The organism is Lactobacillus kalixensis DSM 16043 (assembly GCF_001434335.1).
In the GTDB taxonomy this organism is placed as follows: domain Bacteria; phylum Bacillota; class Bacilli; order Lactobacillales; family Lactobacillaceae; genus Lactobacillus; species Lactobacillus kalixensis.
On the sequence record NZ_AZFM01000024.1, the window covers coordinates 1 to 14301 of the forward strand.

10 protein-coding genes and 1 pseudogene are annotated in these 14301 nt (G+C 37.5%); 3 read left to right on the forward strand and 8 right to left on the reverse strand.

Annotation, left to right across the window (positions count from 1 at the left end):
• Positions 1-61 precede the first annotated feature (61 nt).
• Together FC46_RS07095 and FC46_RS07100 are read left to right on the forward strand one after the other, a co-directional pair.
• Positions 62-1069, forward strand: a complete 1008-nt coding sequence (locus FC46_RS07095) for a helveticin J family class III bacteriocin (RefSeq protein WP_057799227.1) — start codon at positions 62-64, stop codon at positions 1067-1069.
• A gap of 154 nt (positions 1070-1223) precedes the next feature.
• On the forward strand, positions 1224-2066 hold the full coding sequence (locus tag FC46_RS07100) for an SLAP domain-containing protein (RefSeq protein ID WP_057799229.1): 843 nt from the start codon (positions 1224-1226) through the stop codon (positions 2064-2066).
• Between the two features lie 667 nt (positions 2067-2733).
• Here the strand turns inward: FC46_RS07100 and FC46_RS07105 are convergent.
• From FC46_RS07105 to rpmH, 8 genes and pseudogenes are all read right to left on the reverse strand, one after another.
• Positions 2734-3894: pseudogene (locus FC46_RS07105) on the reverse strand (MFS transporter); the annotation flags it as partial.
• 45 nt (positions 3895-3939) lie between these two features.
• Positions 3940-5343, reverse strand: coding sequence for an NADP-dependent phosphogluconate dehydrogenase (gene gndA, locus FC46_RS07110; protein WP_057799231.1), 1404 nt, complete (start codon positions 5341-5343; stop codon positions 3940-3942).
• Between the two features lie 108 nt (positions 5344-5451).
• Complete coding sequence (gene spxB, locus FC46_RS07115) at positions 5452-7260, reverse strand: pyruvate oxidase (protein WP_057799233.1); 1809 nt, start codon at positions 7258-7260, stop codon at positions 5452-5454.
• A gap of 315 nt (positions 7261-7575) precedes the next feature.
• Positions 7576-9468 (reverse strand): tRNA uridine-5-carboxymethylaminomethyl(34) synthesis enzyme MnmG, encoded by a 1893-nt coding sequence (mnmG, locus tag FC46_RS07120; protein WP_057799235.1) that lies wholly within the window; start codon positions 9466-9468, stop codon positions 7576-7578.
• A gap of 7 nt (positions 9469-9475) precedes the next feature.
• Positions 9476-10861 (reverse strand): tRNA uridine-5-carboxymethylaminomethyl(34) synthesis GTPase MnmE, encoded by a 1386-nt coding sequence (gene mnmE, locus FC46_RS07125; protein ID WP_057799236.1) that lies wholly within the window; start codon positions 10859-10861, stop codon positions 9476-9478.
• Positions 10862-10971: 110 nt separating this feature from the next.
• Positions 10972-11844: a YidC/Oxa1 family membrane protein insertase gene (locus FC46_RS07130; RefSeq protein WP_157046804.1), complete on the reverse strand. Its 873-nt coding sequence runs from the start codon at positions 11842-11844 to the stop codon at positions 10972-10974.
• Positions 11825-12214 carry a ribonuclease P protein component gene (gene rnpA / locus FC46_RS07135; RefSeq protein WP_057799240.1) on the reverse strand — a complete coding sequence of 130 codons (390 nt, stop codon included), beginning with the start codon at positions 12212-12214 and terminating at the stop codon, positions 11825-11827. Before rnpA ends, FC46_RS07130 begins: the two co-directional genes overlap by 20 nt.
• 52 nt (positions 12215-12266) lie before the next feature.
• Entirely contained in the window at positions 12267-12407 is a 141-nt protein-coding gene (gene rpmH / locus FC46_RS07140; RefSeq protein WP_057799242.1) for a 50S ribosomal protein L34, read from the reverse strand.
• A gap of 459 nt (positions 12408-12866) precedes the next feature.
• On the opposite strand from rpmH, the gene dnaA reads away from it, so the two are divergent.
• Positions 12867-14231, forward strand: a complete 1365-nt coding sequence (gene dnaA / locus FC46_RS07145) for a chromosomal replication initiator protein DnaA (RefSeq protein WP_057799244.1) — start codon at positions 12867-12869, stop codon at positions 14229-14231.
• Positions 14232-14301 lie beyond the last annotated feature (70 nt).

Sequence of the window (14301 nt, forward strand, 5' to 3'; positions counted from 1 at the left end):
TACTGATGAAGCTCAGGATAAGTAGTTTTAATAATTAATTTTTTTCGGAGGTATTTTTATTATGTATGAAACATCAAGCGTTTCAAATAATGGAGAATTTTCATTAAATGTAGGTCACCACTCAGTGGTACAAAAAGGTGATGTAGGCTCAGCATATGTCTATGCTTTACAATTACGTGATAATGCACAAAGCACTTATGTATTACGTAGAAGTAAGTCAGGCGGAGCATTTACTCAAATTTTAGATTTGCACGGTACTGCTGCTGGACACACTCAAACTTGGTCATATGCAGGTCCAAATAATTGGTTTATTGGTACTAAATCAAGCAATGGTTGGGCAATCCAAATTGCACGTGTAAATATTAAGAATAATGGTGGTTACCATGATACTCATTTTGATTTTCCACGTCTAGCACACCTTGATCGTGCTGGTAATCTTTCATATACGGGAAGTCTAGTACGTGCGGAAGCAGCTGTTTCTCCTGATCACACTAAGTTTCTATTGGTAACTGTTGATAGTAATGGTAAGGGATACTTTACAATTTACAACCTATCAGCAATTAATAATGCTCTTGACAGCGTTCAAAATAATGATGGAGCTCATCGTTATTTTGATATTGGTAAAATCGAATCAAATGAGATTATTGATTCATTCGTTATTGAGAAGTTATTTTCAAATAACGTTAATGATACCAGTTATGTTTTACATTCACTTCAAGGTTTTGACATTGATAATGATAATAACGTCTTTATTTCTAGCCAAAAAGCACCAATAATTAATACTCGTACTGGTGCATTTCCTAAGGGAAATACTTTCCATAAAGAAATTTTGGTAATTCCGGCTAATGCTAGATATGATCAAAATCAATGGACAAATGTGAACTTAAGTGCATCTGGTGTGATTGACCAACCACATACTGGTCGGCATACTGAAGTTGAAGGAATCCAAGCAATTGATTCAAATAATGCTTACTTAACTGTTGCATATCACATTAAGAAGAAAAAATCTGATGGTACATATGTATCATACACTGATTACAGCACAATCTATAAGTTGTCATGGTATTAATCGTTTAGACGTTATATCATAGAAGTCGATAAATCACATTTCTAATGTCGATTTATCGACTTTTTGCTTTTTAAGCAAAATTTTTTAAATTGTGGCGAAGTATTTCAGATCTGTAATGATGTACAATCACAATTATCAGAAATGAGGTAAAAACATGAAAACAAAAAAAGTGGCATTAATGCTTTCTACAACATTACTTGCTTTCTTCTTGGTTACAGAAGAAAAAATAAATTTGGTTAATGCAGCAACTACAGACAATGTATTTGTTCGTGGAAATACAATATTAAAAACTATCGTAAGTAAATCTATTATTTATGATAAAAATGGTAATAATACTGGAAAATACTACAATGCTTATACAGACGTGTATTTAGAAAATAAACCTGTTTCAATTAATGGGAAACAATATTATAAAGTTGCAAATAAGAATCAATACATTAATCCTTCTAATGTAGATGGTGTAAAACGAAAAGTTACCCATAATACCTATATTTACAGCAGCTCAAACCGTAGAACATCATTTAATGGTGCATGGAAACTTTATAAGGGTCAAACCGTTACTACCTATGGATCATCTTTAAAATTTAAAAATGGTAAACATTATTTTAATATTGGTAATTCACCAGCAGCCAAGCAATATGTTAAATCCTACAATCTTGGGGCAATTATAGGTAGTAATATTGATAATCTTCCTACACCAACTGGTACAGGAGAAACGGCGACAGCAGTCGTTAATTCCGTAAGTTATAACAAAGTTGCTTCAATATATGAATTTGATAATCACGATAATGCAATTTTGGTTAAAAAGGTACCTAACGGCACTAGATTTACTGTTGACAGAAAAGAATATGGGTTAAGAGGTGATGCTATAGCTTCTGCATCAGGATCTTTTAATGGATTACAAACTATTTATCATATTAAAGGAACAGATAATTGGATTTATGGAATTAATGTAAAAGTAAATAAGAATTTACCAACTTATTTCTATAGAGGATAATCAAAAAAGACAGGCAAATTGAGCCTGTCTTTTTTATTACTACTTGATATGAAATATTTTTTTTTTTTTATTAACAGTACTTTTCCATTACCGCTAAGTAACTGTTAACAATGAATTTGATCTCTAGCCAAAACTATAGTAATCTAGCCAACTACTATTTTTCAGTTGCTTTTTGCTATTAGTTATAAGTTTGAGATTAATGTAACTTTATCACGAACTTTAGTTCTTGTCAAACACATGTTTATTTTATGTTGAAGATATCAAAAAGACTCCTACTAAAGAGTAGAAGCCTTTTCTTTGCGCCTATTCATGTTATAATTACCTTATACGACAAGATAATTATTGGTTAATCTTGACGGCTGGTAACCAGACACTTTTGGGCGCCGATTCGGTGTATTGGTAGTACACCCCAGCCAAGCGCCCTAGCAAAAAGGTTTCTATGTTTATCACCTTCTTGATAAGTTAAACTTGGTGTGTGGTTCTGATCCATACACCTTTTTTTGTTGCTATATTCTTGAAATTAAAAATCCTACTATAAAATTTGGTATTGATATATACCTCGTTATAGTAGGATTTTTTAATTAGAAATAATTTATAGAAAGTTTTGAAAAGTTAAACATTACAATATCAATTAATCGCTAACTTTCGCAGTTGATGCAATTTTGGTTTATGATTTCTTAACTTTAATACTCATTCGTACCGTTACCAATAAAACAGTTGCTTCTACGGAGAGTAATGCGATTAAAGCAAATCTAGCATCACTTGCACCTGATATTGTAGTGAAGATAGTAGTCATAATAGGATAAGCTACCATTACACAAGTGTTAAGCATACCTACTGTAGAAGCTAAGATTTTACGTTCAACAGTGTTAACTGACCATTGAGATAACTTGATAAAAGTAATGCTGGCACTTGCTGCTAAAAGAAAGAAGAATGGTAATACAACGTAAATATGAGCAGTAATTGCTGAAAGGGTAGTCAATATGCTAAGACCACAGGCAACAACAGTCATTGTAAAAGCTGATACTTTCTTGAACAATTGAGGACCAAACATACTTCCTAATGCGGCATCGCAACTAACAACAACACCCAGTACAGCCATAGTGAAACTGTAACTACTGATTAACATAGTTGTCTTGTGTCCTGCCATAACGATTGGGATTAAGGCGCTCATTGCACCTAATACACCATTAATAAGAGAGAGAACACCAATGATTGTTAACAATCCTGATGCCTTCTTAGCTTGTGTATATGAAGATTTCATGGTTGCAACGAATTTTTGATCATTAACTTCTTGGGGTTCTAGATCATTACCGTTCTTTTTATGTCTTAAACCGACACTAGCGTATAAGATACCTGCTGCTAAGAATGTAAATGCGTTAACAAATGCTAAGTTAGAGTAAGACATGAACAAAAGTCAGCCTGAGCCAACAAATTAAGCAATCATATTGATAACTTCTGATACACCACTAGTGAATCCTTCAGCTTCACCAAATTCTTCTTTGTCAACGATATCTGCAATTAATGGTGATACTAAACTACTTGAGTAAGAACCAAAAGTATCTGAGAAGAAATTGATTACAACAACTGCAAGAACTAAGGTCCAATCTGAAACTTTAGCTACAAATAAGAATCCAACAATTGCATAGAGAACAAATCTTACTACAGCCATTAAGAAGATATTTCTGAACTTTTTGTGAGTTTTATATGCTAAGTAACCAGAGAAAATCTTAAAGAGACTAGGGATTGATTCTGAGATTGCGATTAAAGACACAGCAAGTGAGTAATTATGTAATTTACTTGCATAAGTCATAAATATTAGGTAGAAAAAAGAACTTCAATCAAGAAGTTCTTCTGTTACACGTGTAACACATTATTTTTCTTCGTACCATTCAGTGTGGTAGACACCTTCACGATCATTTCTGAAGTAAGTATGAGCACCGAAGTAGTCACGTTGTCCTTGTATCATGTTTTGTGGCAAGCTAGGATTGAAGATTGATTCCAAGTAATTGAGTGCAGCACTTAACGTTGGAGTTGGTACGCCAGCCTTAGTGGCAAATTCAACTGACTTTCTCAAAGATGGGAGGTTCTTTTCCATTAAGTCTCTAAAGTAGCCATCTTCAAACAAGTTAATAATTTCCTTGTCCTTTGAATAGGCATCTTCAATATCCTTAAGCATTGCGGAACGGATAATGCATCCTGCTTCCCAGCCTTGAGCAATTGACTTGTATCTAAGGTCCCAATTGTAGGCCTTAGCAGCCATAGTTAATTCTTGGAAGCCTTGTGCATAAGCAACAGCTTGTGCTAATTGTAAAGTCTTTCCGAATTCATCAACTAAGTTATCTGGAATTTCACCCTTGTATTCAAACTTAGTAGGCTTGATACCACTCTTAAGAGCATCATGAGCTTGCTTACTCATGAAACGTGCCATAACTGCTTCAGCAATAACAGTTACTGGAGCGCCAAGAGCTACACCATCTTCAAGAGTCCAGTTACCAGTACCCTTGTATGAAGCAACATTTAAAATATGGTCAATAATATTATCTGGTGTAAGATCATCTTTTTGTGCCAAAACCTTTGACGTAATTTCACTCAAATAAGCTTCAACTACACCGTGGTTCCATTCGTCAAAAATTTCTGACATTTCCTCATTACTCTTATGCGCAACGTCACGAAGCAAGTTGTATACTTCTGAGAATTCTTGCATAATAGCATATTCAATACCATTGTGAACCATCTTTACATAGTGACCAGCACCTTCAGGACCCATGTAACTAACACATGGCTTACCTTCCTTGTTCTTAGCTGCGATGGCTTCAAGAATTGGAGCAACTTCCTTATAAGCTTCTTCATCCCCACCTGGCATAAGAGCTGGTCCGTTCAATGCTCCTTCTTCACCACCAGAAACACCCATACCGATAAAGTGAATACCATGTTCTTCCATTTCGTGGTAACGGCGGTTAGTATCATGATAATTTGAGTTACCACCATCAATCACAATATCGCCTTTATCCAAAAGTGGGAGCAAATTATGTAAAACTTGATCAACAGGTCTTCCTGCCATAATTTGGATCAAAATTTTACGTGGCTTTTCAAGTGAGTTAACAAAGTCTTCTAATGTATAGCATGGCTTTAATTTATCATCTTCATATTTTGCAAAAGCATCAACTTCTGGCTTATCAATACTAAAACCAGAAACTGAGAAGCCATGATTTCTTACATTTAAAGCGAGGTTCTTACCCATAACGGATAAACCAATAACGCCAAATTGTTGCATCTTTTTAATTCCTCCATCTATATAGTCATTTTCTATTATACGAGCAACCAACAAAAAAAGCGAAACCTAAAAGGTTTCGCTTTTATAAGTTTTGTTTATCAAGCAGAATTAGTGTTGTGAAGCGCCTGAAACAGTATCTGGTTCTGGATCTTCTGGTTCTACTTCTTCTTCATGTTGAGATGCACCTGTAGCAGCATCAGTTTCCATACCATACTTTTCAGCAAAGTAACTAAATGGCTTCAAGTCTTCTGCTTGATACTTCTTGACGAAGGCTGGATCGTCAAGGCTGTTCAATTCAGTTGAGTAAGGCATTTCGTGAGTGTACTTGATGTCGATGAGCATTGGGCCATCCATCTTCTTCCATTCCTTAACTGCCTTTTCAAATTCTTCCTTGGTACGAACAACTACACCCTTAACGTTCATACCTTCAGCAACCTTTGCCCAGTCGTTATCTGGAATGATAACACCTGATAATGGTTGGTTTGATTCGTCTTCTTGTTCAGCTTGGATATAACCAAGAGTTTCGTTAGTGAAGACAATGTTCAAAACGTGCATGTTGTAACGAGCCATCGTCAAGAGTTCTTGGTTCATCATTGCAAAACCACCGTCACCGGCTAATTGCCATACTTCACGGTCTGGGTAAACAGTTGCAGCAACTAAAGCAGCAGGTGCACCGTAGCCCATAGTTGCGTGAAGACCTGAAGTGGTCCAGAGTTGGTCATCGTGCATCTTAAGTAAACGTACGTGATCCATGTTTACATTACCAACATCAATTGCAAAGACAGCATTGTCTGCAGCTTCCTTGTTGATTACATCCCAAATTGGTTCTGGGCGAACTGGACTTTCCTTTGAGTCCTTGAAGCTTGCTTGCCATGCATCCCAGTTTTCACGGTCAGCAATTGAAGCCTTGTAAAGTGGTGATTCAGTGCGTTCTTCACCTGCATCGATTAATGCACGAAGAGCCTTCTTTGAGTCAGCGAGCATTGCAACATCAACTGAGTGACGCTTACCAAACATTGCTGAGTTAGTGTCGATTTGGATAACCTTAGCATCCTTTGGGAACCATAATACTGAGAATGGTGAGTTGTTACCAACCCAAACTACCAAGTCAGTGTGACCTTGAATTTCGTTAGCAGCCTTTGGCCCGATACGACCAATAGTACCCATATATGCTGGGAAGTCATCTTCAACTACACCCTTACCAAGGTATGATGAAAGAAGTGGAGTCTTGAATTTTTCAGCAAATTCCTTTAATTCTGCACCAGCATGCTTTGCACCATTACCGTAGTAAACAACTGGGTTCTTAGCTTCTTTCAAAAGCTTAACTGCTTCTTCAACTGAAGTCTTAGTTGGAGCAGCGTAATTTGGTTCTGGGTGAACATCCTTGTTAACACGGAAGTTATCTTCGATCTTGTCCCAACCGAAGTCCTTTGACACGATCAAAACTGCAGGACCTTTTCTTTCATAAGCTTGACGAATAGCTTCATCCATCAAGATTGGAAGTTGTTCTGGAGTATTTGGTTGGCGGCACCATACGCTTGCGTCTAAGAACCACTTGTCTTCATCAAATGCTTGGAAGAAGTCAATATCTTGACGACTGCTTGGTACGTTAGCAACGATAGCTACCATTGGAGTCTTGTCGAATTTAGCATCGTACAAACCGTTGAAGAGGTGAGCAGCACCAGGACCAGCTGAACCGAAGCAGACACCAACCTTGCCAGTAAGCTTGTATTCAGCAGAAGCTGCTAAAGAACCAGCTTCTTCATGACGTACTTCGATAAACTTGATCTTATCTTTCCAGTTGTGAATAGCGTTCATTGTTGAGTCAAATGAACCACCAGGGAAACCATAAACGTGATCAATACCCCAATCGTATAAAACTTGGAACATTGCATCTGAACCATTAATTTTTGTCATATTAAGTGCATCTCCTTAAATAATCATTTCTCTCATAGACTATTAAAACATATTTTTTCACATTTACAAATGTTATTTATCGGCTTTGCATCAGCAATGTAAACGTTTTTGCAAGAATGTGAATTCACAAACTTGTATAAGTGTTTTATTATGATTTAGATACGATAGCGCTTTTATATGTGAACGAATTACCAAAGTGGATTTTTTAGGTCATTTTTTACAATATATTTAAAATTTTATATAGACAAAAATTTTTTTATTTTAATAAAAAAAGCCCTCTTTTTATCAAATGATAAAAGAGAACTTTCAATGCTATTATTTCACTTTACTGTAGCGACCATTTTGAATATACACACTCAAAATAGCCAAGTCTGCTGGGTTAACTCCTGAAATTCTTTCAGCTTGTGCCAAAGTTTCTGGTCTAATCTTTTCAAACTTTTGTCTTGCTTCAGTAGCCAAACCTTCAATTTGGTTGTAATCAATATCAGCTGGGATACGCTTAGCTTCTTGACGGTGCAAGCGATCAATTCTGATTTGTTCTTTCTTAATGTAGCCAGCGTACTTAATATTGATTTCGATTTGTTCCTTAACGTAGCGATCTTCAGAAATAGTTTCGCCAGTCAATTTTTCAATATCATTAATAGTTACACGAGGACGACGCAAGAAGACGTCTGCCTTGAGTCCTGCGCTCAACTTGTCTTCGCCCACACTCTTCAAGAACTCTTGAACTTCTTCATTAGGGTGAATAGTTATCTTGCTGAGTTTTTCGCGAGCTTCGGCAATCGCCTGTTTCTTATCTTCAAATTCTGCGTAGCGTTCATCAGAAATAAGACCTAATTCATGACCGTATGGGGTCAAACGCAAGTCAGCGTTATCATGACGCAAAATCAGGCGGTATTCTGCTCTAGAGGTAAGAAGACGGTATGGTTCGTTAGTTCCTTTAGTTACCAAGTCATCAATTAATACGCCGATATAGGCCTCATCCCTACCCAAAGTAAAGCCAGGCTTCCCTTTTGCTCTCAAAGCCGCATTAATTCCGGCAATTAAACCTTGACCTGCAGCTTCTTCATAACCAGAAGTACCATTCATCTGCCCTGCCGCAAACAAATTCTTAATATTCTTAGTTTCCAAAGTGTGCTTAAGTTGCCATGGATCAATTACGTCATATTCGATCGCATATCCTGGACGCATCATTTCTGCATGTTCAAGTCCCGCAACGCTGTGGAGCATTCTTAACTGAACTTCTTCAGGCATTGAGGTAGAAAAATCACCTACGTAATATTCTTTAGTATCGCGTCCTTCAGGTTCCAAGAAAAGTTGGTGGCGATCTTTATCGGCGAAACGAACAATCTTAGTTTCGATTGATGGACAATAACGAGGCCCTACTCCGACAATATCTCCAGAGAACATCGGTGAACGATCAAGATTTTCATTAATAATTTCGTGAGTAACAGGATTGGTGTATGTCATCCAGCAAGAAATTTGATCTCTTAAGTAGTCTGCGTCCTTACTTTCATATGAAAAGTGACGTGGAGTCTTGTCTCCTGGTTCTTCTTCAGTCTTTGAAAAATCGATGGTATTTCCATTAACGCGTGGTGGAGTACCAGTCTTGAATCTGCGTAACTTAAAGCCCAATTTTTCCAAATTTTCTGACAACTTAATGGCAGGAATGGTGTTGTTAGGACCTGAAGAATAGTTCAATTCACCGATAAAAATTCGGCCGCGAGCGGCTGTCCCCGTAGTAAGGACGACACTTTTTGCATGGTATTTTGCACCGGTATTAGTAATTACACCCTTGCAGACACCATCTTCAACGATCAATTGATCAACCACAGCCTGACGCAAAGTTAAGTTAGGGGTGTTTTCAATCGTATCCTTCATCACTTCGTGATACTTATTCTTATCTGCTTGAGCGCGGAGTGCACGAACTGCAGGACCTTTACCAGTATTAAGCATTCTCATTTGAATGTAGCTGGCATCAATGTTCTTCCCCATTTGACCGCCAAGAGCGTCGATTTCTCTAACAACGATTCCCTTAGCAGGACCTCCAACAGAAGGATTACATGGCATGAAAGCAACCATATCAAGGCCGATTGTTAAAGCCAAAGTCTTTAACCCCATGTGAGCACTAGCCAAAGCTGCTTCACTGCCGGCATGCCCAGCCCCAACAACAATTACATCATATTCGTTCGTATCGTATGTCTTCATTTTGTCCCTACTTTCCTAAACAGAATTGACTAAAGAGTGTGTTAATTAATTCGTCTGGTGCACTATCACCGGTGATTTCTCCCAAAGTGTCCCAGGCTCCGTTAAAGTCAATTTGTGCAATATCAACTGGTATATCATCGTTAACTGCTTGAACTACATCCTCTAGTTCGCGCTTAGCTTTAGCAAGTAAGCCAGATTGACGCTGATTAGTAACCATTATTTGGTCATTTGAATTTTCAATTCCAGAGAAGAAGAGTTTCTTAATTAAGTCTTCTAATTCATCTAGATTCTTTTCTTGCAAAATTGAGGTGGAGATAACTTCACTGCCAGTTTTTTCTTTCAATTCATCTACGGTAATTTTCTGACCTAAGTCTAATTTATTCAAAATAATGATGCGCTTTTTATCTTGCGTTGCTTTAATTAAAACCTTGTCTTCGTCGCTAAGTGCTTGACTACCATCGATTAAGAGCAAAACTAGATCGGCTTTTTTCAGTGCAGCTTGTGACCGCTCAACCCCAATTTGTTCAACCTTGTCATCAGTCTTATGAATTCCGGCGGTATCGATCAACTTCAGTGGTACACCCTTTACTGAAACATATTCTTCTAGTGTGTCACGAGTGGTTCCGGCCACATCAGTTACAATCGCCTTATCGCTTTGAGTTAAATAATTAAGCAAAGATGACTTACCCACGTTAGGTTGGCCGACAATCGCAGTTGCCAGGCCGTTACGCAAAATCGTTCCTTCTTGAGCAGTCTTTAATAATTTATCGATTTGACTAATCACGTCTTTAGAAGTATCGGCCATTTGCTTTGCAGTAACTTGATCAGCATCATATTCAGGGTAATCAATATTTACTTCAACATTAGCAAGCGTATCCAAAATTTCTTGTCTCATAGCCTTTACCTTGTGCATAAGCCCACCTTCAAGTTGACCTACAGCGACTTGACGCGCCTTATCAGTCTTGGCGCGGATAATATCCATGACACTTTCTGCTTGCGTTAAATCAATTCTCCCGTTAACGAAAGCTCTCTTAGTAAATTCACCCGGGTCAGCCATTCTCGCACCTTGAGCCAAGATCAATTGCAAAATATGGTTGGTAACTACGATCCCACCGTGACAACTAATTTCAACGATATCTTCTCTTGTAAAAGTCTTTGGCGCTCTAAACACGGTTGCCATTACTTCATCAATTGTTTTACCAGTTGCAGGGTCGACGATATGTCCGTAATGAACCGTATGAGTAGGAACTTTGGACAGATCGGCACCCTTAAAAATTTCATTCACAATTTTGATAGCATCTTCGCCAGAAGTACGGACAATTGAGATTCCACCTTCCCCAATTGGAGTTGAGATTGCTGAAATTGTATCGAATTCAGTTAAAGTTTGAGCCATAATCTTCATTCCTTTTCAATAAAAAAAGTGCATTATGCCACCATGAAATAGATCATGATGGATAAAGCACTTTGACTACTTTATCTAAAAATGATTTTAGATTAAAATATTTATTTTTTCTTGCGTCCTATACGCTTGTAAGTTTTTCTTATTCGACGTTTACGCTCACGTTCTTCCGCAGCCTTAGCTTCTTGCTCTCTCTTATATTTAATAGGATTTTGCAAGATAAATGTTTGAACTGCCTGGAAGAGGTTGGAAATAACCCAGTAAAGTGTAATGGCGGACTGGAAGCCAATAGCCATAACCCCTACCATCACTGCCATTCCGTAGGTCATCATCTTGGTCATCCAAGATTGTGATGATTGTGGAGTGGACATTTGACCGATGTAAGTTGAAATAAAGGTAAAAATCATCGCTAAGATAGGCATTACATAGTATGGGTCAGGCTTACCTAAGTCCATCCATAGGAAATGACCATTTTGCAATTCAGGTGTACGCCAGATCGCTTGATACAAAGCATACATAACTGGCAACTGAATCAGCAATGGCAAACATCCGGTATATGGATTTACACCTGCTTCTTTGTAGAGCTTATTTGTTTCTTGTGATAATAATTGTCTTGATTCCGTGTCACGTCCAGGATATTTCTTACGTAATTCTGTAATTTGTGGTTGAATTTGTTGCATCTTTGATGAGCTTCTAATTGAGATAGCATTCAAAGGAAGCAAGATAATTCTAACAATAATAGTGAAGACAATGATTGTCCAGCCATAATTGTTGCCTAGAAGTTTGGCAAGCCACAACAGAAATTGAGATACGTAATAAACAATCCAACGATCCCACCAATTTCCACTAGTATGTGAAATTGGTGCGACTTGCTGAGAACCAGTTGTAGAACAACCCGTCAAAATAACGGCAATTGAAACCACTGCTAAAGCAGCAAGTAGACGTTTGACATTTCTCTTAGTCAGAATGTCTTTCACTCTCTTTTTCCTCATTTTCATCTGGCACTTCTTTAATGACGTGAGCCAAGGTAAGTGCATGAACTAAATTTTTACGTACCTCAGTCATGTCAAAATTGCGAGCATAAGGTCGGGTGATTACCAAGAAATCAATTTGCGGATCAATCTCCGTTTTATACTCAGTAAGCACTGCCCGAATGTAACGCTTAAGTCGATTACGGATGACGGCCGTATGCCCGACTTTCTTGCCGACAGAAATGCCCACCCGGAAGTGTTTATTTTCTGTTTTTTCTATTTTATAGATGACAAAAGCTCGATTAGCGACTGACTCGCCATCTTTAAATACTTTCTGAAAGTCTTTTTCAGACTTTACTCGATACGACTTTCTCAAAACGTTTCATTCCACTCTAGTAGACTAAAAAAACCACTGGGATTTCAGTGGTTTAAGCAGATAAGACTTTTCTACCCTTTGCGCGGCGTCTTGCTAAAACCTTACGGCCATTTGCTGTGCTCATACGCTTCATGAAGCCGTGAACACGTGAACGGTGACGCTTCTTAGGTTGGTAAGTTCTCTTAGTTGACATAAACTGCACCTCCATTTTTACTCGTGCTAACTGCACAATTTCTTATCTAGAATAGCATGTTTAGTCAAAAAAACCAAGGAAAAAATTCAAAAAAACCGCACAGGTTCTAGATTTTTTAATAAAAAAGTGTGGATAAAAAATAGATAAATTTTTCCACAATTCACTTCCCACATAAAACTGCACAAGTTTATCCACAACCCACAAGCTGTTTAAAAAAGAATTCACAGCATGTGGATAACGGTTGCGAAATTTATGCTAAACTATTGTTAATATCACATATTTAATCCACAGATTTATTGTTTAAAACCAGAACTATTTAAATATGCACACTCTCGATTAAAACTAGATTAAAATTATTATCCACAAGCTGTTGATTTGGGAATAGTATTTTTTGCTTGTGGAAAACTTTTTACTAAAATGATAAAATAAATTTGCTTTTTACTATTGGGGGAATTTATTTTGTTCGATATCGATAAATTTTGGCAGCATTTTAACGACGAAATGCGCGAACGTTTCAATGAAGTCGCTTATAATGCTTGGTTCAAAAACACAAAACCTATTTCGTTTGACAAAAATTCACACGAACTAAAAATAGCAGTTCAAAACCCGGTAGCCAAAGGATATTGGGAGAAAAATCTTTCTTCAGAATTAATTCAATCAGCATATGGCTATGCTGGTATGGAAATTATTCCTACTTTTCAAATAGAAGGAGAGTCTGGTCCAGAAAGAATTGTTACTCCTGAACCGCGCCATGAACCACGGCGCCCCTTGGCTCAGCCTAGACAAGATGAATTTGCAAAAGATTTAAAGTTGAATGACAAGTATACTTTTGACAATTTCGTTCAAGGTGAAGGGAACAAATTGGCTGCCGGCGCGGCTTTAGCTGTTGCTGACAGTCCGGGAAGTTTTTACAATCCACTCTTTATTTTTGGTGGAGTGGGGCTTGGTAAAACTCACCTGATGCAAGCAATTGGCCATCAAATGCTTGCTGAGCGGCCAAATGCAAAGGTTGTTTACATTCAAAGTGAAACTTTTGTCAACGATTTTATTAACTCTATCAAAAACAAAACGCAGGACCAATTCCGCGAAAAATACAGAACTTGTGACCTGCTGTTAGTTGATGATATTCAATTTTTTGCAAAAAAAGAAGGGATTCAGGAAGAATTTTTCCACACCTTCGAAACGCTCTATAACGATCAAAAACAAATCGTTATGACCAGTGACCGTCTGCCAACAGAAATTCCTGATCTGTCAGAGCGACTAGTATCACGGTTTACCTGGGGCTTGCAAGTTGAAATTACGCCACCTGACTTAGAAACTCGAATCGCAATTTTGCGCAAAAAAGCTGAAGCAGAAGGCCTAACTATTGACGACAATACGCTTGATTACATTGCTTCACAAGTTGACACCAACATTCGTGAACTAGAAGGTGCATTAGTCAAGGTTCAAGCTCACGCTACTATCGAAAAAGAAGATATTAACGTTACTTTGGCCCGCGAAGCTCTAGCTGATTTGAAACTAGTCCAAAAGAATCGTGGTTTACAAATTTCTAAAATTCAGGAAGTAGTAGCTAACTATTACCAAACTTCAACCGAAGAATTGAAGGGTAAAAAACGAGTTAGACAAATCGTTGTTCCGCGACAGATTGCTATGTATTTGTCTCGCGAATTAACTGACGCAAGTTTACCAAAAATTGGTCAAGAATTCGGTGGAAAAGATCACACTACGGTAATGCATGCATGTGATAAGATCCAACAACAGATAAAAACCGATTCAGAAATTAAATCTGCGATTTATGATTTGAAACAAATGCTAGATCATTAAAAGTTATCCACTGTGGAAAACTTTTGGTTTTTTACACATTTTTTCAACCGGACAAATTCCGTTATTTTAA